The sequence below is a fragment of the Bacteroides sp. 224 genome (assembly GCF_010500995.1).
Taxonomy (GTDB): domain Bacteria; phylum Bacteroidota; class Bacteroidia; order Bacteroidales; family Bacteroidaceae; genus Bacteroides.
This window is the reverse complement of record NZ_QVMK01000002.1, coordinates 73,418-95,358: the sequence shown is the minus strand read 5'-3', so window position 1 is coordinate 95,358 and position 21,941 is coordinate 73,418. Positions and strand designations below refer to the sequence as shown.

Sequence of the window (21,941 nt, the reverse complement as noted above, 5' to 3'; positions counted from 1 at the left end):
GAATTGTTCCGGAAACGAGTCTCAGACGGGCTATATAAGTCTTTCAGTACCACAATGAATCCAGATGTATCTCCGACCTATTAAAACAAAGCACAGCTCGTTAAAATCAATTTTCAATCTATATGCAAAATTCATGTTATACTAAATCCTAATTTTTTCCGGGCTCCGAAAATTTAGTCTCGTTTTCTGGGGATTATTGATTTTTTAAAGCTCATTTTCACGAAATTAAAAAATATACTTATATTTGTCGTTAAACTGAAATATAACAAAATCAATTATGAGTAAATTAGATTTTCAAGTCGAAAAGTTCCTTGAGCAATACACATTCAAATCCGAAATAGACTGGAAGGCTATCTCTTCTTTTTGCAAAGTTGAGTTAAACTTAAATTTTGAATACACCCCCAAAATCTCTCCAGATGGATTAAATACCTCTTCTTTCTTCTCATGGTTTGAAAATGGTTTCGGATCAGGCGATATTGCTTGGCATAATGGAAAGCTAATTATGGTTGGGGCTTGTAATCTGATTGATGCAAAAATCGAAGCAACTTTAAACGGAGATAAGATTGACACAACTCGTTCATCAACTAAAATATCCGAACTTTCAAAGCCTGTTGATGATGATATTGCTTTGTTTAACCGGACCCTGATGATTAATGAATTGCAATATACTGAAAAGAACCAGTTGGTAATAGAGAGACGCATTCCACATACAAACGAGCGCGTAAACTTTAAAAAACCGGGAGTAAGGGGTATTGGTGTTGTTAGGTCGGTATCTAAAGATGAAGATCGTTTTGAGCTTTATTGTTATCATATCTATCAAACAAATGAAACGCGTTATTCGATGCACGAAGAAATTGGTCCACTGAGCGAATACATATTTGATACCATGACTGTCACCGAACGTAGAAGGTTGGAAAATAGGCTGAATAAGCTTGGAAAGAGCTGGAAAGATAAGTTGCACCGAATTGAGCCGGTAAACCCTAAAGCAGAAATAGGCAAAAAGTATTGGTATATCACTGATAAAATGAAGATGACAAGTGCTATAGAAGAAGGGAAGCAGACTTCGAATATGAGATATTTTGCTGGGAATTATTTTTTGACTCAAGAAGATTGTCTGGTAAATCTTGGCCGGATCAATGAAATGCTGAGAGATTTTCTTGCTCGTTGAAAACAATAATACCCATCCTTGCATTTAAGATTTTCGTAAGGATGGGCATTGAGGGTTCTATGTTTCGTTTTAATTTGCGCGAAAAGGTTGTTTTCTTTCGATTTTAGAGGTTTTCTATTTCTGCTTGAGGGTTTTATTGTCTTTGATCTCAATTTTGCTCTCATGGCCTTTAATTGCGTTCCATTCTTTGATCTTTGCTGAACTGAACATCCTTGGCTTTAAAGTTAGGCATCCAGTTTGTTTATCTGGCGTGTTGCTAAATAAAACGCTAAGAAAATCTTTTTCCGTTAAGCCCTTTTCTGCTACAGACAAGTAAAACCTACTTAAAGACACTCTATTAACAAACTTCTGTGTCGGAGCCTCAACGCTTCCGTCTTCATTGATTTTAAAATAATCGCTGAGGAAATTATAGATAACAAGTTCAATCGGAGTTAAATCTTTGTAGCGTTCATCATCATCGCCAAGCAATATAATCTCCTGCATATAAGCTTTATCTTCTTCACGCCCTTCTTTAGTGGCTCTCTTTGGAGTGACTGGGATTAGATCGGCAAAAATGTTTCTAAAGCTTTTTTTTGATATGATGTAAACACGATCTTCGCCTTTTACCGTTAGCTGGAAGTCAAGAATGCGTTGTACATCATCAGGGTCTAATTCGGAAGCAGTAACCGGAAGCTCAATTCCACGAACATTCATTTTTCCACTGGAGATAATGTCTTGTGTTTCTTGAAAGGCTGGGGTTATGATATCTTGGATAATTCTATCTGCATAAAAAGACATCCCTTCAGGGTCTAACTGAGATTCGACTATCTCTTCATTTTCTCCTTCTTCTTCAGAAACAAAAAATGGAAGCAAGCATTCCCAAACCTGATTAATGAAAATCTTATCCGGACGATCCAAACAATTCGATGGGTCAGAAATAATCTTTTCAATTTCTTCAACTGGGAAATATGGCAGTCTGCTTTTATTTTTTAAATCTTGATAGCTAAGAGTTGAACGTTTATAGCTTCCTGAAACTTCATTAAGAAAATTGAAATCTATAAATTCTTCTTTTTCATCCTGAGAAATATTGCCTTCAAAATTTTGATGAGTCGAAGACGAATTAGAAGAAGTGTTTTGGTTCTTTTCAAAAAGAACCTCCCCGTTATTTATTTTATTTATATTTATTCCTTTATTTACTGTTCTAACATTTGTGAGAACCTCTTCTAAGAAAAGTGAGAACCCCCTTCTAAGAAAAGTGAGAAGCAGTTCTAAGAAAAGTGAGAACCATTCAATACCAAAATCAACATTTTCCAGTTGGTTCTTATCAAAAATAACCTCAACCATCTGTTCAATATCATCATCCGACAAAAAATGGTTGTAATTCATCTGAAAATACCCTAAAAGCTGAGCTTTATCACAGCTCTCAGATATAATTTGAACAATTTCCAAAGAGTTGCTTCTAAGAAATGTTAGAAGGTTCTCACTTTTCTTAGAACTATGAGTTGCATTGATGGGTATTGACTTCTCACTTTTCTTAGAAGGCTCTAACATTTGTGAGAAGTCACTTATAAAATTTGTGATAACCTTCTCACTTTTCTTAGAACCTTCTAATATTTGTGAGAGCCCACCGCCACCTTTCAAAGACAATAATTCCTTTTTTGAATTATGTTCTAACTGAAATCCGAATTTCTTTAATGAATCGTAATCTCCTTTTTCGAGAAACTCCGAAAACTCTTTTCTCTTGTCTTCGCCACCAGTTTTATTGAATCCTTTTATTAAGGACACAAATCGATCACCATCTAACGTACATAAGCTACCATCAAAAGTAATCAATTTCATTTTTTGAAAAGATTGTAGGCTATTAGCAACAGATTTCCAAGATAAGTTCCTGTCTTTTTTTATCTCATTTATACTAACATTGAAACTTAATGGTCTACCGTCTTTTAGTCGGTGAGAATATTCATCCATTAGATACATGAAAACAGACTGGTTCACAGCTGACCCAATCATCTGCGGAAAACATCGATAATGATGTGCGTATGGGATTGAATTTATGTTTTCCATATCAATCTTCTATTTGCTCATTAATATAAAACCATAGCACTTTCCTGTCAATCATTTGCTTTGTTAAACGATAACCAAGAGTTTTTGCCCATCTGCCAACTCTATTTTTGTTCGGCTTGAAATAACTTATTTGAGCATAAAGCACTGCCAGTTCATCATTTGTCATAACTGGTTTTAATTGACCTCTAATATCTTCTAATTTTTTCATATAAAATATCGTTTATTTACTAATAGATCACGTCGTTTATAAAAGTTCTGATTCGATGTGATTTTTATAGATAATTATTAGCCGGGCATTTCACCCGGCTATATCACTACTTATTAAAGCATGTCTTTATTTTGCTTTCCAAGATATCTTTTGCACCTCCACCAATGTGTTTATCAACAAGTTCTCCTTTTCTAAAGAACAAGATAGTCGGAACACTTCGAATGCTATTTCCAGCTACGATCTCTTGACAATCATCATTTTCAATATTTACTTTACCTACAGTTACCCTTCCAGCATATTGTTCGGACAGTTCATCAACAATAGGTGAAATCATTTTGCACGGACCACACCATTCAGCCCAAAAGTCTACAACTAAAGCTTCACTGTTTTCAATGAGCTCTTTCAAATTATTGTCTGTAATATTGATTGTCATTCTTTGTTTAATAAATCTTTTGCTAATTCCGGATTCTGTGCTATTGCAATTGCTTTTAATAAAGTATTGCCGTCAATTTTTTCTGGCTGGTAGTACTGAGGTGTAGCTGTCAACACACTCGCGTCTCCTTCCAGCCTCTTTCTCATGTCATCGAGTTTATTAACCACCCGGCCCACCAAATCTTCCTCCGCAGCTCTGACTTTATTTTTTGCGAAATGTTCTGCCACTATTTCAACAGGAATAGGCATCATAAAAGGCAGCATATCTGTTGGAGGATTATAAACCAAATAATAAGATATTCCATCATTTATTGCAAATAATCCTGGACCTGGATAAGCGTATTTTTCGCACATTTGCTTACCTTCAGGTAGTTTGATTTCGTTAATTTCTAAAAGCATAATTGTATTTGTTATATTATTAAATGTTAAATTTGTCAAATAATCCAGCGGCAGAGAAAAGCCAGAGTTCTATTAGGGTACATATAAAAGTTACCCAAAAGTTGTATCTTCCCGGTTTTGGTTCTTTATGTTTAGCAAGTGCAAAAAAACATTTCCAACCATGAGGATTAATATTATAACTGTTGCAATCATATCGTTACACCATTCTTTTTAAGTTTTTCTAATAATCTGTTTCTTTCTTCCATCAATTCAGTTAATAGTATTCCGAGAATTCTCAAAATAGATGCTTCTGAAAGCGATGGTTTCAAGATGTAATCAAACTGCTTTTCGACTTTGTTTTTGGTCTTGTTTGTTGGCCACCCATACAGGATAGCAAGAGGATTTTGTATTTCAAAAGATATACTGCCAGTTTTTAATGACCCATCTTCATCAAGAATTGATTTTTGATTAACCTCTTCATTTAAAAGATCATTTATTTTTAATTCAAAACTTGACTCAAATTTTCCACTGGAAATTACCAATGCTACTTTTTCAATTTCTGTAATTTCAGAATCTATATTTTCGATTCTACGCAATAGCTTACTGCTCTTTTTTAGATTTTTTACATCCATAGTATTTAATAAATGAGAATTTTTTTCTTGTTTTTAAATAATTGAGGTTGCCTGCATTGCTATAGGCTTCACGTTCGAAAGAAATGTTGTAATAGCTTTGCTTTCCATATTTTAACAACCTGATTAACCACTCCAGCATATACAGCACATAAAAGAAAATATATAACAATTCTTTAATCTGAGCTGTATGTATCTTCTCGTGATTGATTAATTTGTCTGTTGCCACAACTCCATTTTTTACGAATAGAATCCCAAAGAGATTGATAGCACTAAAGCCTTTTAGTGGAATAAGATTATTATATATGATTTTCATGTTAATCCAATTGTTGATTTTACACAATGTTTTCTTACAGCCTCACGTTTAGAGACCTCTTTCATCTTTTTTAGGATTTTTGCTCTATAACTTGCCGGTGCATGTGGGTTGTGCAGTTTTATAGCTTTTTCGATGTCCCGGTCTTTGTTATAAAAATCATTCATAGCATTAAACATATCTAACGATTTCTGTATATCAAATCGATCCTCCAGCGTAAACACCTCTTCGGATTGTATTCGATTGACTTCCTTCACATAGATTGGAGTTATCTGGAGGATTCCTCCGTCGTTGGTCTTTCCGATTATACCCGGATTGTTTTCGCTCTCTACTTCAATTAGAGCAAGGGTGAAAATTTGCCATTCGGTTACAGTGTCATTGTAATAAATGACCGGAACCGCTTCTTCAATGATTTGTGGAATTTCTAATGCTGGTTGCTCTTGAGATTTGTTACAGCTCAGCAAACTACATAGTGTGACACTTAGCAATAATGTTTTAATCACTCGTTTCATTAATTTTTGTTTTTAATTCTTGTATTGTGGATTCTGAAACGACAACGTAAATTGGAGGCAACCCATGAAGTTTTATATTTTTTAGTTCTTCATGGACTTCATTGAGATTTCCAACAAGTTGTTCAATTATTGTATATGGATTTTGACCTGATAAAATGGAGCGATAAATATTATACTCCAATGGATGTATTCTGCTTCTTTTTATAAACTCTTCTGAAAAATCAGAATCTCCCGGTTTCCCACTAACAGCATTCATACCTTTACTTAAAAAAGATTGATTTGATTTTCAACCAAATCAGTTTTCTCTTAATTTTCCTGACTGCTTTAAGAGCTGGTTTGGAGTCCACGGAAATATGAAACTCATATTCAATTATATTCTTCTTAGTAGCTACGGGTTTCAATTTCCCGATATAAATCCCAAAACAAAGCCATTCGAACTCAAATTGTTTTGATCCTAAATTGATATTGAGTGCTGGAAGCAATGCCCAAAACTTGGGATCAATGTCTATGTCTGTTTGAATAGTTATTCTTTTCATAAATGTTATTCGTAATAATTTACTGTTATTTGAAATGTTGAAAGTAGATCGTGACAAGCATCGCTGTACGGCTGAGCAAGGTGCTCTATATTCACGAATCCTTCTTCTATCAGTTTTCTCCCTAATTCTGAAGCAATTTCTCCATGTAAGTCACAATGAAGACAATCTCCAATTTGATAGAGATATCTCGCTTGCTGTAGTGATAAAACTTGCTCATCAAAATGAAATCTTGCTGGTGGTGATGTTGTGCGAGTCTTTACCACTTCCGGAAATCCAAAATTTGGTATAGCTATTTTTGCAATTGGAATGGCGTTGTATTTACTGAAATATCTTTGCTTCTCGCTTTTCTCTATCAGTTTAATTGCCTGATTAAAGCATTCGGCAGCTTGAGTATATTCCTTCTCAATTTTATCTTTCTCATCTTTAGATGAGCGTATCTGGTCATTCAGGTCATCAATGTATTTGGAGCTAAACATTAATCCAAACGCCACTTTTAGTCGGTCAATGAATTTCATAACTTTATAATAAATACTACTACAAATATTAACTGAGCAACACTGGTGATGTTGCTTACACTTGGTTTTTTACTTTTAGTCCATGTCCGGCTTCTGATTCTCTTCCAGTATATTACTTTCCGGAAATTCCCGCCTAACTGTTTTGATAATTGAGAATGCCATTCACAAATACTTTTAAAAGGATTTGTTTTTGATTTGACGATGTAGTATTCCACCACCCCCACGTCTATTGGGTCAGGTAGTTTGGCGTATTCTAATTCACAATCAATATCTGGAATGGTTGGTGTTTTTGTTGGCTCAAAGTCTTGATCAACAATTACTAAATTAGCATCTGCATTGGACTTTAAATCTGCTGAAATTGAACAGCCAGCCCCCAACTATAAGTATTATTGCCATCATAATCCGTTTGAAAATTGATCGTTAATAAATGGGTTGGAATGAATGTTGTTTTGGCAAGGTGGGGTTTTACCTTCTTTTGATGCTTTTAGACATTCTTCTTTCAGAGGACAATTTTGACATGTGATGCTTTGGATTAAGTATGTAAATGCTGTACATGCTGCCACAGCTATTATGACGAACACTGCAATTAATAATATATTTATCATAATTTATTTTTATTGATGAAGCTTTCGCAATTTTCTTCTCCTGGATTATGTGTTTTTGGAATTATATTCCAAGGGCCTGCGCCTTCTTCTATTGAAATGTCATACCTAAGGCAGTGATACCTATCCCAGCAACCTTTTGCTTTACATTGAAAGCTGTTATTTTTTAATTTTGTATAAGTTCTTTTTGAAATAAATTGAGCTGTATTTGGAAGGCTTTCACGAAAACGATCAGGTATTTTCCCTTGGAACCATACGTTATTCGACATGGCCAAAGATTTATCGTTGCGTAGTATATAGAACTCTCTACCACCACACCCTTGAAAATATGAGCGTTCATTTTGGGAAGGGTGAAATGTGCAGTGCTGCCCATCAATAATTTCCCTGTTTGGATTAGGGTTTTCAATTTTATCTAACCAAAAAGCACATTTGAAACAAATATTTCTTTGTTTCATTAATTGCGTCAAAGGCAGTTGTTTTTGAAATTCTTCGAGGTCGTAACTGTCACCACATATAGAACAGTTTTGGATGTGTTGATTTAAGGTACGTGATACACCTCTTGCTTTGTTGTCACACATAATTAAAATGTTTTTCTGCCAAAGAATTGGCAGTAAATTCAACTGGGGATTATGCAAGGGCGTGTGTTATCACGCTTCAAAATGAATTAGTTCCGCTGAACTTTAGAATTTGATGGAATCGAAGATGTTGTCAATTTCATCTTGTCTGATTCCGATGTATGTTTTTGTAATTGCTGTGCTTGAATGATTGAGGACTTTACATAAGAGAATCAAGCTTTCCTCGCTTCTATTATTTGCTTCATAGACATATCTTCCAAATGTTTTTCTGAATGTGTGAGTGGAAAAATTTCCAATATTAATCCTATATTTGCTTTTAAATTCTTTAAGCTTTCTGTTAATGTACTGTTTTGTAAAAGCACCTTTGGAGCGGTTTGTCTGAAAGATGTGCTCTTCTATTGAAGGACTGCCTAACAAACGGTACAACTCATTGGTTTTCTTCTTCACAGATGCGTTAAATTTGATACTTCTTAGTTTTCCAGTTTTTATTTCGAGAACAGTCACCTGGTCTTTATCCAGAATGTCCTTCCAATGTAAATTTAAAACATCCGAAACCCTACATGCAGTACAAAATGATAGTCGAGAGTAAAGTTCCCAAATATATTTTTTATCATCATGTAAGAGTTGCAGGAGTCTTTCGTATTCAGAGTACTCCAAGTAATCGCTTGTTGTTAATTGATTCTTTTTTGCCATAATAAATATTGTTTCATTTTCGAGGACAAATATATAAATGAACTTTCATATATCAAAAGAATAAGTTGATTATTTGGCATAATGATACGATATTTATGTTAATAGTGCTGATTATCAGTATTGTAAAAATAATTTAGCCCGTCTGTAAAAAGACGGGCTAAATTAACATTTCAATGGACTATATAGAATGTTTGAAATCTTCTATATTAATAACTTCTATACCTAACGTTTTTGCTTTAGCAATTTTACTGGAGGTACCATACTTGTCTTTTACAAGCAAGATAGTTGTATTTTTAGATACACCGCTTGCTATCTTTCCTCCTTCACTTATTATTTTCTCTTCCAGCTCGCTGTCTCGAACACCGGAAAAACAAATAGCCATACCAGCATATTTCCCGTTTGAATTAATTTCCTTTTTTGCCGGAGGAAGTATTGGTATTTGATTTTCAGAGATAAATTTGTAGAATGGCTCTATCCCTTTATAAAATGATTGCATTGTCTTAGACCCCTCTTTGAAAACTTCCGGAGAAACAGAAAACCAACCTTGATAAAATGAACATAAAGCTTCATCATCTTTAGCTATTTCATCTAAGATTTTTTGTGCTTTAACTTTGCCGATACCTTCAAAACAATCACTTGCGTGCATGAGTGTGGCCATATCTAACCCCTTCAAAATCCTCTTATTGTTTTCTAAGATGGTATTGGAAATCGATTCTCCAAAGCCATCAAGTTTGACAAGCTCATCAAACGTAACATTAAGAATACTTTTCAGTGTTGTGTAACCAGCATTAAACATTTTTGTGAATGTTTCCTCGCCGATATTTTCCGTCTCGCAGATAGTGAAGAAGAAAATTATTTTAGCAAGTTGACGACCAGGACAATCAGTGTTTGTACAACATAGTTCAACATAAGATTCGTTCCAAGCTGTTGGCGAAGAGCAGTGTGGACATTCAGCTAATTCATCCCACAAACTTTCCAATTCTGCCTGTGTCGCTGGATCAATAGTCTTTAGGATTTTAGGAATTACCCCACCTGATCTTGTTACAAGAACTTTAGCACCTTTGGCTATTTTCATGTCCTCAACCCAACTGGCATTATATCCAGTAGGATTTTCCATGTTACAATCACCAGTATCTACTGTTTCAATGTTAACCACAGGCTTTAATGCACCGGATTTACTTATTTTCCAAGCAATGTCTTTAACTGTTGTCTCGAAAGATTCTGTAAAATCTGGATGCTTATATGCTATGGCGTATAACGGATTTCCTGTCGATTGATGTCGGCCAATTGAATCCCAAATATCCAAATCATTGATATAGATAACAACTCCATCAATAGGATACAACTTGTTCCACTCATTAAATAAGACCAGTAAATCATTATCATTCAACTCCTCAAATGTAACTTTTTTATACAGTGGTATTTGATCGAATGATTTACAAAGCTCTTCAAGAACTTCTTCATAAAGACAATATGTTCCTAATGAATAATCATCCATACCATACCGATAGAATGACGTATGTTGGAGATACGGAGACGGTTCGTCTCTATTTAACAAACCGGCAGCTGTGTTTCTTGGAGATTTGAAAGGGTCGCCTGTATGTTCAGACACTTTTCCTTTGAAATATTTATCCCAATCTTCATAACTAAACATAAATTCTCCATAAGTGAATTGTGCAACATCTACACAAGAACCTATTCCGGCCAATGAAAGATGTTCGGTGCAATCTTGCCCTTCATTTTCAATCCCTCCACGGGAATACGCTTTCCCTTTGATTTCATCATGCAATAACGAGACTCCATCAAATTTCGGCATAATGATCACCTCAGTTTTGTCGATCAAACCTAAAGATTTTTTCCATTTATCTATTTCCGATTTATCTTTTGCCTTATTAAGAGACTTCATCTGGATTGGAAGAGAGACTTTTCTCTTTGCTGATACATTCACTGGCTCTGGATGAGAAAACCATTCGTTTTCAGGGTCTAATTCTTTCAATCTATTGACCAAAAAGTCATATTCTTTATCTGATATTTCGGGGTTCCCTGCACGATACGATTCGTTATATCCTTTTATTGTATTTAACAAGACATCTTTATTTTCTATTGTAAATGGGCTATCAGATTTCATTGCATTTTTTGTTTTTTACGTTTAACTGCTAATTTTTGACTTTTAGAATTATGTATCCGAGTAAGTGGGTTGTTGCAATTTTCTTTTCTTGAAACCCATCTTAAATTGTCTACACAATTGTCTGTCCGAATTGTATTTTGATGATCCACTTCACGTAGAGAGTCTGTGTTCGGAATAAACGTTTGTGCTACAAGGATGTGTATATATTTATCAAATGATTTATTGTTACATCTAAGGGAGACTCGTAAATACCCGCTTGTGTGTACGCGAGGTTTGAGTATTTTTTCTTTAGAATTCCATATAGCATGTCCATTAAACAATGGGCGAGCTACACTTTTCACTCTACCCATTGTTGAAATTTTATACGAACCCTCAAAACCTTTGATGTCTTTCCATATTTCTCCCATCAAGTTACTTGATCCCCGATGAACCAAAACCACCCACACCACGCTCTGAAGAATCTAATTCTTCAACTTCTACCCATTGAGCTTGCTTATATTTAGCAATTACCATTTGAGCTATACGCTCTCCATCTTCGATAATAAAATCTTCTGAAGAAAGATTAATGAGAATGACACCTATTTCTCCACGATAGTCTGCATCTATTGTTCCGGGTGCATTAAGAACAGTTATTCCTTTTTTTAGTGCCAACCCGCTTCTCGGTCTTATCTGTGCCTCAAAGCCTTGAGGCAATTGAACAAACAATCCGGTTGTAACTAACACACGTTCCATTGGTTTAAGTGTGATTGGTTTATCAATATTTGCTCGAAGATCAACTCCTGCCGACATCTTTGTGGCATACTCAGGAAGATTGTGTTTTGATTTGTTGATAATATTAATTTTCATATTACTTAATTTGTTAATTTGTTCTTATACTTCATTCCCTTACGTTCCATTTTACTGTTTGGATAAACTTTACGTTTTACACCACACAACTCATCATAGTCTTCCAACCTCAGTTCTCCCAAATCATCAAATGTGATTTCGATATCTTCAGATAAATGACGTAGATATAATTTTCCTACAGCAATACATCTTCCAGTACAAGCATAATGAACTGATTGGGTATGTACACCCAGTGTTTTTGCAGCAGCCAGTGCAGAGTGAAATATAGCAACAAGTCTTTTTTGTGGGTTAAATACAAGCACTTGTTTAGCGTCAGTGTTATCGAATTTGCTCATTACCTACTATCTTTTCCAAGACTGTTTTTTGTGGCAATCTGGTTTTAGCCAGATTTAAGATTTGAGTATCTGATACACAAAATCCGGTAGTAAACAAATCATTAATTCGTTCACACATGTACGCCAAAAAATCAGGTTCTACAAAAGATATAAAAAGGTAAACAAATGTACCGTCAATTAACACATGACCTTCTTTATTTAATTTACATATATCTTCTATGTTAAGCTGATACGCTTTACATAGTGATTCTATCTGGGCTTTATAGTCCTTAAAGAAATCATTTATTTTTAAAGAAGGTTGTTTTTTTTGAATATATACGGTGGCATTGAAGAAAATGCCATTATCAACTGATGTCCCAAAGAGCATATCGGGAAATTCTGGAAGCGCCAGCTCATTACAGGTAAGATCAATAGGCTTTCCAGATAAATGAGGAAGCATTAAAGGTTTTCGAACTGTCTTACTTTTTCTTTATGGGTGTCAGATCCCCACAATACAGCTTCAGCTTTATCGAATTTTGTATCACGAATAACAAAGTCTCTTGTATCATCATATTCCTGCAAGTATCTTTTTACAAAGTTTGCAGCATCAGTATTGGATGTTGCTGGTGTGTAAATTGTCTCATTTGAGCGTTTTTCTTTACCAGTTTTTTCATCTTGCTCAGTATACATAACCTTGACCGCATACATTCCGACACCTGTGTTGTCCTCCTCCTCAAAAAAATTGTGAACCAAACCGGCAATTAAATTGCTATCAGTACTCAATGTTAAATTGAACAAAATTTGATCAATTTTGGTTTTTGTAATTTCCAAATTGATTGACGAATTGAATCGCATTCGATTTTGATCTTCCGCAATTGCGTAAGCCACTTTTTCTGCTTCTGTGTAACAAGAAGCTAACACCAACTCTTCTGTTTTTCTCTTGGACAAGCTACCATCGCTGCTTTCACCAGTCCACTCCGTTTTAATCCGGAAGAAACTAAATCCGTTTTCCATCTTTTTAAATGAATTTTTGAGTAAATACTAAAACTAATTTCACGGCAAATATAAAATGTTTCATATATATATCAATGCAAAGATGTGTTTTTAACATAATATATTTTTAATATCAATTGATAATCAGTGTATTGGAGTATATTTCTTTTGGATTAAAATTTATAGTGTGATTACAAATCTATTTTGCAACAGATCAGCTCCTTTTGCCTTTCAAAAACTGCTTGTCCTTACTCAACCTATTCTTTCATAAAAAGAAAAAATGTAATGACAGTAGATACCAAAGAAAAATTCGATGCAAAATTGTTCGAAAGTATTTTTAGAACAAGCAAAAAGACTATACAAGAATATGTTAGAGAAATAGAACGGTATTGTCGATTCAAATCAGTACAACACCAAGTTGTTGATGGAGCTGTACTGGATGACCGGGGAAAACTCATTGATTTATATGAAGCATGTGTTCAACAAGACGCTCATTTAGCAGCAGTACTTGAAACATTGGTTTCTCAAATTGTTGGAGAGCGTTACATGTTAGCTAAGCAAAACGCTAAAGGTAAATATGTAAAAGACGTTGAAGAAACAAAGAAAATTCAAGGCACTCAGTTTATAAAAATCATTCGAGGAATTGTGGAATCAAAATTATATGGTTACACTTTATTAGAAATTACTCCGGAGATAGACGAAAGAACTGGAAGGCTAAAGGAGGTGAATAGCATTGAGCGAAGAAATGTTCTTCCAGATCAAAAACGTGCAGTACGAAGACAAAGCATGTGGAGTCCTGGCTGGAATCTCGATTCACCTCAATATAAGGACAACTATATTTTGATTAATTCAGGCACGCTTGGGTTGTTCTCTGCAACCACACCATTGATTCTTGCCAAAAAATTTACTTTAGCCAATTACGTTAATTTTTCACACACTTATGGCCAGCCCATTATACATGGGAAAACAGACAGCGAGAACAATGGTGATCGAAAGAGGTTAGCTAACGACATATCAAGCGCAGCTCAGAATAAAGTGATTGTTACTGGATTGCAGGATGAAGTGGACATTAAAACTTTCACAATGTCCAATTCTGAAAAGATATACACCAGCCTTATTGAGACAGTAAATGCCGAAGTATCTAACCTGATCTTGGGCTCAGAAAGTATGGCTGGAGCAACACAGTCTTATGTTGGATCAACAAGAGCTCATCAAGATATATTTCGTGATAGAGTTGATGTATACCGCGAAGATATTGAAAATGTAATGAACGAAGAGGTTATTCCAAGACTCGTTAAAATGGGATACCTTAAACCTGGAACAGAGTTCAAATATTCAAATCGTCTTGAAATGTCAAATAAAGACAAAATAGAACTTTATACTTTCCTCACTGATAAATTTGAAATATCAGGCGATGAAATCGATAAAGAGTTTGGCATTACGGTCGGAAAACAATTGAACTTAGATGTCGGTGGAGTTGGTGGGGTAGGAACCGGCTCTTATGAAGGACACGGGCCAATGTCTGATGAAGAGTATTACAAAAGATATGGAAGACATCGTGGCGTTGCAAATTTTTTGCGGGAGAGGAGGTAAATGGTGACACCTCTCTCTCCGAAGTAATGGCGAAAAAGTCACCGGAGGCTGATACAGAAGAACAAGAAAAAGAGTACGCAGCACTCTTTGCTGTTTTTATAAAGTTGCTTGAAGCTATTTCAAATGACATGAGTCAATGGGAAGTTCTGGAAGAATTGATGGCGCTTCGAGCCGAATTTGCTATTAAACATGCAGTCAAAGGTTTCGGGGTTGATTACGACCAAGCTTTAGAGTTAGTGCGTAATTATGATGGAGACCTATCTGATATAGAAAAAGAAGAGCGTGATATTCTTGTTGCAGCAATAGACAACCTTGTTGATTTCGCGGTTGGCGCAGAATACCAGATGTCAACTGAGCTTCCAGACATAGACGATTTGGAAGAAGAAAACATGGAAATGCTGGAAGCGATCTGTTATAAGTATAATTTCAAATATGCTAATGTTGAGAATTTAGATATTGAATATGCAATGATTGTTGCCGCTGGTTTTGTGTCAATATCATCTCAAACGGTTCTGACTTACATGACACAAGGGGACGAACGCGTGAGACCCTGGCATCTTCAATATGAAGGATATTCTGCACCAAAATCACAATTCCCAGCGTGGCTAATACCTCCAATTGAATATGGCTGTCGTTGCTATTTAATAGAAGAAAGCGCATTTGCACAGCTAACAAGAGTAAAAGCTTCTTCCAATAAAAGACCTAAAATGCCAGAATGGTTCAATCCAGTGTTTAAAGAAAGCGTAGCGTTGGGTGGCCGCATTTTTTCTGATGACCATAGATATTTCGAATGCAACGAACAACATGCAGACAAATTGAGGGAAATATCATCTCGAATAAAGAACAAATACTTAACTAATGGCAAATAACACTGTTGGGGCCAAAAAGATAACCCCCAAACAATTAATAAATCAATGGATGACATTGCCGAACAAATTTGATGTTAACGTCTGGAACTTTGAAGTTAAAGCGGGTAAAGCTGCTACTGCAATATTCAAAGAATCATTCGATCTGCGGAGATTTAATTCATCAGGTGAATTTGGATGGCGGGAGCGTAAAAAACCAAAACCTCACCCCATCTTGGATGAAACTGGATCACTAAAAGGCTCTATAAAGTGGAAACACTTAGGAGCAAAAGGAAATCGAAATTCTGCTGGTGTTCGTATTTATACAGACCCAAATGGTTTCAAGCATACTAAAAGACATAGAGGGTTTTGTTATGCAGCTGTGCATAATGCAGCAGATGGAACATACACTTACGGCAAAACAGGTGTCAGGAGCATACAACGACAATACATTGGTCATTCCACTGTTCTTAAAAATAAATTGAAAGAATTATCTCCAATACTTTTTGATGGATTCCCTAAATAATGATTGTAGACAAAAAGTCAAAAATAAAGCAACCGGTAGTTGTTGTTTCTGACGAAAATATAGAAAGTACAGAAGAAATACAATACACCACCAATGCGTTGTGTGATGTGTTTAATGCGGTAAAAAAAATTCTGGGTAGTCTAAAAGAAGATGAAAGTGATCCAGAAAGCCCTTCTTTGTTCAAAACAATTGCATTAAACACAGGCCAATTATCTCGCATAAAAAACAGTAAACAAAACAAAGAGTCCGCTTTAATCTTCCCAGCGGTATTTCTTCATTTTATCAATGTGAGATACTTAGTTCAACAAGCAAGGGTTGGGGAAGGCAGAGCAACCCTTAGAGTCCAATATGTTCTCAATAGATTAAATAATAGCGATGAAGAATTTGAATTGGAGGGATATGAGTTGTTTCAACGTATCAATGTTGCATTACAAGACGGAAAAAATGAATATCCAGCTTTAACTGAAAGATTTAGCTTGACATATTTTGATCAACCGGAATCTTTTGGCGATGGTCTTCAGCCATACTGGATAGACTATGAAGTGTATTTCAGAGAAAACTCAGCATATAAATTCAGAAATTATGTTGATCGATACCTGGTGATCCCGCCTTTCACAAATCATTCTGATCAATTAATTGAAAACAACACAGACAACCATGACAATCACATTGAACCATCATACGACGAAGTGAGTGGCATAAATGAATAAAATGACAAATTTCAACTTTTTGCTAATAAATAATCTATTCTTCAAAAAACTGAATGAATGGATATAAGTAAATTAAAATACGTTGTCGGCAAAGTTGAACAGGATCACCCAGCGATAATCCGCTTCTTTGAATCGGTGAATGCAGAATCCGTACAACGTTTTAATGATGAATTTCTTTGGCTTCAGGAAGTGATTAGACCATCCAAAATCATTGTTCTGTTGAACTGTGAAGGTGGTAGTGTGATGTATGGGATGAGTGCTTTCTCAATAATGCAATCTTGCCCAATTGAAGTGCAATGCGTAATTGAAGGCATTGCAGCATCAATGGGTAGTGTTCTTTGGGCGGGTGGCGCAAAGTCATACATGCACGATTATTCAATCTTAATGCTTCACAACCCATTTCTTGCCGACAAAGACTGCGAAGACCCTAACGTAAGAAATATGGTTAATGCTTTCAGGCAGCAAATCGAAACAATTTACAGAAGACGTTTCGGTCTTTCAAAAGAAAAAGTCAATGCCATAATGGATGGTAAAGACAATGCTGATGGAACATTTTTTACAGCCAAAGAAGCTGTCGAGGCTGGCATAATACCAGCAAGTCATGTGATAAAGACCTCCAAACAGGTTTGTGATAAAGTAAAGAATGCAATTGATGGAACTACGGATATAAGTGCAATAAAGGATGTGATGAACTCAATTGCATTAGAAGTTGATGAAAATAAACTTTCTGAACTTTCCTGCGCTATTCCTAAACAAAATGAAGAATTACAAGCTAAAGAATTACAAGCTAAAAAAACAATGGAAGAAAAAGAATTCTCTTTTGGCGCAGTAGCCGCACAGCTTGGTTTTGCTAAAGACGCTCCTGTAACAAACGTCACTGCACGTATTACAGAACTGATAAACGCGGAAAAAGAACTCCCGAAAATCAAAGATGATTTTAGCAAATTAGAGATTAAATACAAAGGAAAAGAAACCGAAGTAGTTAATCTACAAGAAACATTAACCGGTGTAAACGCTGAACTTAAAAAGTACAAAGACGCTGAAGAAGCTGCGAAAACGCAAGCTATCACTGATATGGTAGAAGCAGCTATTAAAGAAGGAAAAATTGAAGAGTCGTCTAAAGCATCTTGGGTTGAAATGGCAAAAAACAACCTTGAATTGACGAAAAGTACCTTAGCATCTATTCCTGCCCGTGAAAAAATCAGTGAAGCTATCGCAAGTGATCCTAAAAATGTGAAGGATGCTGCTGAAACTTTAACTGAAGCCGAAAAACAAATGGCAGCGAAAGTAGCAGGTGTTGTAGGTGAAAAATTTGAATTCAAAAGTTTTTAAATTGGAATCTGATTAATGCCTACAAATGGTACAATAAATTATGCCGGGAATACCTATTCAGGTGAGGTTTTAACTGACCTCTTAGTTTACACAGCACATGGCAACGACACATACAACGAGGGCTTGATCCACATCAAGCCTGGTATTCAAAAAAAATTCGTCTTGCCTCATGTAAAACTTGGCAAAATCATACAAGACAACAAACCTACCCCAACTTCTACGGAAGGCGCTAAAGGTGCTGATGGGCACAATGAATACACACATTCAGAGCGTTACCTTGAACCTCAAGACTTTATGGTCTATCTTGAATTTAACCCAAGAGACTTTGAAGAATACTGGAAGCCATTCCAGCCGGAAGGAGAATTGATCTTCCGTGAACTTGATCCGAAAATTCAAGCAACTATGCTCCACCTATTGATTGACCGTAAGGATCAGTATATCGGTGATTGTATTTGGTGCTCAAAAAAAGGTGGTCCTGACGCAAGTATTTCTTCTGACAGCGCAGACAATGTAGTTCTTGGCGGCGATTCTGAAGCCGGACCAATGAAGTATTTCGATGGAGCCCTTGCCCGTGTTATCACTAACCTGAATTCTACGGATGCAAATGAAAAAGCTTCCGGTCAGGTTATTTTGGCAGGAAATACTGCAATGACAACCGGAGAACAAGTGGAAAGCGCGTTATATGCCATGTACAGAAAATGCCCTAAAAACCTCCGTAAGAGCAATAAGCTTGTTTACGTGATGGGCTGGGATTTATGGGACGCTTATGACCAATATTTGACTTCTAAGGATGTGAAATATACAGAAAACGCCGATGTTAACAGATACCGCTTCAAAGGAAAACGTATTGTTGTTATAAACGGAATTACTGAGCAAACTATATTCTTAGGCAAATTTACTACTGGAATGGATTCTTGTCTGTGGATGGGCGTTGACTATGCTACCGATCAAGAGTCTGTTAAAGTTGAACGTCTCCAAGCAAACTCAGAATTGTACTTTTTCCAGATGAGAATGAAAATCGATGTTAACATCGTTTTACCTTCCGAAATCGTGGTTTGGACTACATACAAAAAATCGTAAAAAACATCATCTAAATTGCATAACCAGGGGAGTGGAGGGAAAAGCTCCATTCCCTTTTTTAATTAAAGATTGCTATGGCTAAAAGAAAAGAAACCCCAATACAAACTGACGAGAATAAAGACGCACCAGAAGTTGTAAACGAAAATATAGATGGGCAACCTGAAGTGTCTAATGTTTCCGAAGAATCTGGCGAATCAGAGGGAGAATCACCCGAACAAACTACCCCAGATACTCCAGAAGTACCAAAAGCAAAAAATAAGACAGTAGAAGTTGAAATACCGGATATTGCAAAAGCAATATTGCAACAATATCCCAATGAAAAAGAACTGTACGTTGATAACTGGGGTGGTGCCTTTGCTAAAGGGACTCAACCTGCCTTGGTCAAGAACGCTATTCTTTATAAAAATCCTTTTTATAAAAAATAATACGAATAAAAACAATGGCATTAGGCAATGTTATTATGACCGATACTGATGGAAATATCAGTTCAGACCTCTCTTCTTCTACAGAAAAGGTGTGTGGTCTGTTGTTTGATATTTCAGCGCAGCCGAACTTCTGGACAAAGGGGGCAGGCTTGGCATTAGTTGACACATTAAAAGACAATGTGGTTGAATTAAACAGCCTTGACGACGCAGATAAGATCGGAATCACCGCATACAGTGGCGAACTTGATGAAAACCAAGTGAGCAAAGATTTTCTTTTCGGAATCCCGTATTATCACATCAAACACTTCTTCACTATCTCTGGTGGAACTGGCCGTTTGTTCGTCATGTTTGCTGATTGCTCTCAGAACTGGAATGCAGTTATTGATATGCAAAAAGCAGCACATGGGACCATCAATCAATTCGGTGTTTGGACTGAGAAGAATTTGTGGAAAAAGACCGACCCAACCGCTTCAACCTACAGCATCCAATTAGTAGGCGACTTGCAATCTATTGGTGAGTCTTTAGCAAACACTTACCATTCACCAGTTAGCATTCTGCTTAATGCAAATAGCGCTAAGATAGCAACAACTTCCGGAGATGAAGCAAAAGTGACTCTAAGCATGATCCCTACATGTGTTATAGATTCAAGATATGTGACTGTATTACTTGGACAAGGGCTTGACACAGACGTATCGGCAATGCAAGCATCATTAGCTTCATGTACTCCTGTTGGAAATATAGGTGCCGCGTTAGGTTGTTTGACACAAGCAAGTGTGGCTGAATCAATTGGGTGGGTTCAAAACTTTGACCTGATTAACTACTTTCCAGATATCGAATTCGGATTCGGAGACTCAACTCTTTCTGATAAAAAGTTGGTCAACACAACTAAATACTCATCTCTGTCTGCTTTTCAACTTGAAGATTTAGATGATCGCGGATATGTTTTCCTGATGAAATACAATGGACTGGAAGGTCACATCTATTTCTCCGGTGATCAAACTTGTTCGAATGGGGATTACCGTACAATTGCAAGAAACCGTACAATAAACAAATCACGTAGATCAGTTCGTACAGCCTTGCTTCCTTACGTTAATTCTCCAATTAAAGTTGACCCTTCAACCGGATATTTATCAAGTGCTCAAAGCACAATTTTTTCAAATATTGTAAATGACATTCTGCAAGCAATGGTCGATGCAGAAGAGATTAGTGGCTTTAGTGTTAAAATCCCATCTAATCAAAATGTATTGAAAAACGACACACTGCTCATCACATACATACTGATACCGATTGGCACATCCAGAAAGATCAATGTAACTGAAGGGCTTTCAATTAAAAAATAATCAATGTTAGTAAATAATGTGGCTTATTCATGGGCCATGATTGAACTTACAGCTCCGGCACTTACAGGCTCTGCTAATGCGAACTCACAGATTTTGCAGGGAGTGTCCGGAATCAAATGGAACATCAAACACAAGGTTGAGACAAATTACGGTCTTGGTGGAGAGCCTGTTAATCGAGGATTTGGAAACACTGAGTATACAGCATCCATCACAATGGATTACAACACTCAGGTTATGCTACGAGCTTTAAAAGGGTCGTTGATGGCGCTTGGAGAATTCGATTTAGTGATCTCGTTCGCCAACCAGCTGGGAACTACTGACTGGACAACAGAAACTATAACATTGAAAGGATGTCTGTTTAACGAAGATGGTATGGAAGCACAGCAGGATGACACAAGTCTCACCAAAGAATTTGATCTTAATCCGTTTAAAATAATCCCAAGCACAACAGCTGCTTAGGAGATTTGTGGATAGAATTTGTAAAGGGAAGGTATGAAAATATCTTCCCTTCTTTCAAACTAATAAAAGCTGTTCTTGCTATTCATAATTGAACATATAATTTATTTAAAAACTTTATTAACAGGTTATGGGAGAAGATATTACAATCGAAGACTTTCAGCAAGAAGATGAGACACTTGATGTTTCTGCTGAATTAAAAAAAACAATTGAGAAAGAAGTTGCGGCATTGAAAGCAAAAGACCCTAAGCTTAAACAAATTTTCCCCATTGTTGTATTCGGTGGCGATGGTGATGATAAAGAACAATACATAGGATATTTCCGACAGCCCTCATTTGCTTCATTTAGCAAATATTTAAGCGCCTCACAATCAAATAACGCCGTAGCAATGCGAACGCTTGCTAAGGATTGTTTTTTATCAGGGGATCAGGAATTGATCAGCGATGATTCACTGTTCCTTTTCGGGTTGATGGGCCAAATGTCTAAAATGATAGAAATGAGACAAGGCTTGCTCGTAAATTTATCGAAACCTGGGAAGTAAAAGAGAAACAGTATTTTAGAAAAAAATTAATATACATTCGACATTACTTTCCAGGAGTCAATATAGAAAAGCTAAATGATGAGGAATTTGCAATAATAGCTAATGATGCTGAGTGGATGCACGCACAGCAAATTCAATCACAGCAAGCAAAAACACTTGGGCTTCTTTCATAGACATCTGCTTTACCGCCCCATTTCCATGTTTTATG

General features: G+C 36.1%; 29 protein-coding genes. 11 read left to right on the top strand and 18 right to left on the bottom strand.

The genetic code is table 11. The features are described 5' to 3' along the window. Positions 1-277: 277 nt before the first annotated feature. Positions 278-1,168, top strand: coding sequence for a hypothetical protein (locus tag D0T60_RS01750; protein WP_163216429.1), 891 nt, complete (start codon positions 278-280; stop codon positions 1,166-1,168). A gap of 114 nt (positions 1,169-1,282) precedes the next feature. On the opposite strand, the gene D0T60_RS01745 is transcribed toward D0T60_RS01750, so the two are convergent. The 18 genes from D0T60_RS01745 to D0T60_RS01660 form a co-directional block, all read right to left on the bottom strand. Continuing rightward, positions 1,283-3,211, bottom strand: coding sequence for a hypothetical protein (locus tag D0T60_RS01745; protein WP_163216428.1), 1,929 nt, complete (start codon positions 3,209-3,211; stop codon positions 1,283-1,285). Between the two features lies 1 nt (position 3,212). Then, a complete protein-coding gene (locus D0T60_RS01740; RefSeq protein ID WP_163216427.1) occupies positions 3,213-3,419 on the bottom strand; it encodes a hypothetical protein in 207 nt (68 codons plus the stop codon). Between the two features lie 106 nt (positions 3,420-3,525). Further along, complete coding sequence (gene trxA / locus D0T60_RS01735) at positions 3,526-3,852, bottom strand: thioredoxin (protein WP_163216426.1); 327 nt, start codon at positions 3,850-3,852, stop codon at positions 3,526-3,528. Further along, positions 3,849-4,250 carry a hypothetical protein gene (locus D0T60_RS01730; RefSeq protein ID WP_163216425.1) on the bottom strand — a complete coding sequence of 134 codons (402 nt, stop codon included), beginning with the start codon at positions 4,248-4,250 and terminating at the stop codon, positions 3,849-3,851. The genes trxA and D0T60_RS01730 overlap by 4 nt, the downstream gene beginning before the upstream one ends. A gap of 188 nt (positions 4,251-4,438) precedes the next feature. Next, positions 4,439-4,861 (bottom strand): hypothetical protein, encoded by a 423-nt coding sequence (locus D0T60_RS01725; RefSeq protein ID WP_163216424.1) that lies wholly within the window; start codon positions 4,859-4,861, stop codon positions 4,439-4,441. Next, a complete protein-coding gene (locus tag D0T60_RS01720; RefSeq protein ID WP_163216423.1) occupies positions 4,830-5,174 on the bottom strand; it encodes a hypothetical protein in 345 nt (114 codons plus the stop codon). Before D0T60_RS01720 ends, D0T60_RS01725 begins: the two co-directional genes overlap by 32 nt. Further along, entirely contained in the window at positions 5,171-5,683 is a 513-nt protein-coding gene (locus D0T60_RS01715) for a transglycosylase SLT domain-containing protein (protein WP_163216422.1), read from the bottom strand. Before D0T60_RS01715 ends, D0T60_RS01720 begins: the two co-directional genes overlap by 4 nt. After that, on the bottom strand, positions 5,667-5,939 hold the full coding sequence (locus D0T60_RS01710) for a hypothetical protein (protein ID WP_163216421.1): 273 nt from the start codon (positions 5,937-5,939) through the stop codon (positions 5,667-5,669). Before D0T60_RS01710 ends, D0T60_RS01715 begins: the two co-directional genes overlap by 17 nt. Positions 5,940-5,943: 4 nt before the next feature. Next, positions 5,944-6,219 carry a hypothetical protein gene (locus D0T60_RS01705; protein ID WP_163216420.1) on the bottom strand — a complete coding sequence of 92 codons (276 nt, stop codon included), beginning with the start codon at positions 6,217-6,219 and terminating at the stop codon, positions 5,944-5,946. Positions 6,220-6,224: 5 nt separating this feature from the next. Beyond that, entirely contained in the window at positions 6,225-6,734 is a 510-nt protein-coding gene (locus tag D0T60_RS01700; protein WP_163216419.1) for a hypothetical protein, read from the bottom strand. A gap of 601 nt (positions 6,735-7,335) precedes the next feature. Next, complete coding sequence (locus D0T60_RS01695; protein ID WP_163216418.1) at positions 7,336-7,914, bottom strand: hypothetical protein; 579 nt, start codon at positions 7,912-7,914, stop codon at positions 7,336-7,338. A gap of 102 nt (positions 7,915-8,016) precedes the next feature. Further along, positions 8,017-8,604 carry a tyrosine-type recombinase/integrase gene (locus tag D0T60_RS01690; RefSeq protein WP_203558266.1) on the bottom strand — a complete coding sequence of 196 codons (588 nt, stop codon included), beginning with the start codon at positions 8,602-8,604 and terminating at the stop codon, positions 8,017-8,019. Between the two features lie 178 nt (positions 8,605-8,782). Further along, positions 8,783-10,732 (bottom strand): BRCT domain-containing protein, encoded by a 1,950-nt coding sequence (locus D0T60_RS01685; RefSeq protein ID WP_163216417.1) that lies wholly within the window; start codon positions 10,730-10,732, stop codon positions 8,783-8,785. Beyond that, positions 10,729-11,139 carry an NUMOD4 domain-containing protein gene (locus tag D0T60_RS19010; protein WP_163216416.1) on the bottom strand — a complete coding sequence of 137 codons (411 nt, stop codon included), beginning with the start codon at positions 11,137-11,139 and terminating at the stop codon, positions 10,729-10,731. Before D0T60_RS19010 ends, D0T60_RS01685 begins: the two co-directional genes overlap by 4 nt. A gap of 4 nt (positions 11,140-11,143) precedes the next feature. Continuing rightward, positions 11,144-11,578: a dUTP diphosphatase gene (gene dut, locus D0T60_RS01675; protein ID WP_163216415.1), complete on the bottom strand. Its 435-nt coding sequence runs from the start codon at positions 11,576-11,578 to the stop codon at positions 11,144-11,146. A 5-nt stretch (positions 11,579-11,583) separates the two neighbouring features. Beyond that, positions 11,584-11,913: a hypothetical protein gene (locus D0T60_RS01670; protein ID WP_163216414.1), complete on the bottom strand. Its 330-nt coding sequence runs from the start codon at positions 11,911-11,913 to the stop codon at positions 11,584-11,586. Next, positions 11,897-12,352, bottom strand: coding sequence for a hypothetical protein (locus D0T60_RS01665; RefSeq protein ID WP_163216413.1), 456 nt, complete (start codon positions 12,350-12,352; stop codon positions 11,897-11,899). Before D0T60_RS01665 ends, D0T60_RS01670 begins: the two co-directional genes overlap by 17 nt. Continuing rightward, the gene (locus D0T60_RS01660; protein WP_163216412.1) at positions 12,352-12,906 is read right to left on the bottom strand and encodes a DUF4494 family protein; all 555 of its coding nucleotides are present in this window, start codon (positions 12,904-12,906) and stop codon (positions 12,352-12,354) included. The genes D0T60_RS01665 and D0T60_RS01660 overlap by 1 nt, the downstream gene beginning before the upstream one ends. 264 nt (positions 12,907-13,170) lie before the next feature. Between D0T60_RS01660 and D0T60_RS01655 the strand changes: the two genes are divergently transcribed. The 10 genes from D0T60_RS01655 (at position 13,171) to D0T60_RS01610 (ending at position 21,733) form a co-directional block, all read left to right on the top strand. Continuing rightward, positions 13,171-14,478: a DUF935 family protein gene (locus tag D0T60_RS01655; protein WP_163216411.1), complete on the top strand. Its 1,308-nt coding sequence runs from the start codon at positions 13,171-13,173 to the stop codon at positions 14,476-14,478. A gap of 26 nt (positions 14,479-14,504) precedes the next feature. Next, positions 14,505-15,347 (top strand): hypothetical protein, encoded by an 843-nt coding sequence (locus D0T60_RS01650; RefSeq protein WP_239059474.1) that lies wholly within the window; start codon positions 14,505-14,507, stop codon positions 15,345-15,347. After that, positions 15,337-15,849: a hypothetical protein gene (locus D0T60_RS01645; protein WP_163216410.1), complete on the top strand. Its 513-nt coding sequence runs from the start codon at positions 15,337-15,339 to the stop codon at positions 15,847-15,849. The genes D0T60_RS01650 and D0T60_RS01645 overlap by 11 nt, the downstream gene beginning before the upstream one ends. Beyond that, complete coding sequence (locus tag D0T60_RS01640) at positions 15,849-16,559, top strand: hypothetical protein (RefSeq protein ID WP_163216409.1); 711 nt, start codon at positions 15,849-15,851, stop codon at positions 16,557-16,559. Before D0T60_RS01645 ends, D0T60_RS01640 begins: the two co-directional genes overlap by 1 nt. Before the next feature lie 57 nt (positions 16,560-16,616). Continuing rightward, on the top strand, positions 16,617-17,891 hold the full coding sequence (locus tag D0T60_RS01635; RefSeq protein ID WP_163216408.1) for an ATP-dependent Clp protease proteolytic subunit: 1,275 nt from the start codon (positions 16,617-16,619) through the stop codon (positions 17,889-17,891). A 15-nt stretch (positions 17,892-17,906) separates the two neighbouring features. Continuing rightward, positions 17,907-18,971 (top strand): hypothetical protein, encoded by a 1,065-nt coding sequence (locus D0T60_RS01630; RefSeq protein WP_163216407.1) that lies wholly within the window; start codon positions 17,907-17,909, stop codon positions 18,969-18,971. A gap of 74 nt (positions 18,972-19,045) precedes the next feature. After that, positions 19,046-19,396 (top strand): hypothetical protein, encoded by a 351-nt coding sequence (locus tag D0T60_RS01625; RefSeq protein ID WP_163216406.1) that lies wholly within the window; start codon positions 19,046-19,048, stop codon positions 19,394-19,396. A gap of 14 nt (positions 19,397-19,410) precedes the next feature. After that, entirely contained in the window at positions 19,411-20,736 is a 1,326-nt protein-coding gene (locus D0T60_RS01620; protein WP_163216405.1) for a DUF2586 family protein, read from the top strand. A gap of 3 nt (positions 20,737-20,739) precedes the next feature. Beyond that, a complete protein-coding gene (locus tag D0T60_RS01615; RefSeq protein ID WP_163216404.1) occupies positions 20,740-21,195 on the top strand; it encodes a hypothetical protein in 456 nt (151 codons plus the stop codon). A gap of 127 nt (positions 21,196-21,322) precedes the next feature. Beyond that, complete coding sequence (locus tag D0T60_RS01610; protein ID WP_163216403.1) at positions 21,323-21,733, top strand: hypothetical protein; 411 nt, start codon at positions 21,323-21,325, stop codon at positions 21,731-21,733. Positions 21,734-21,941: the final 208 nt, after the last annotated feature.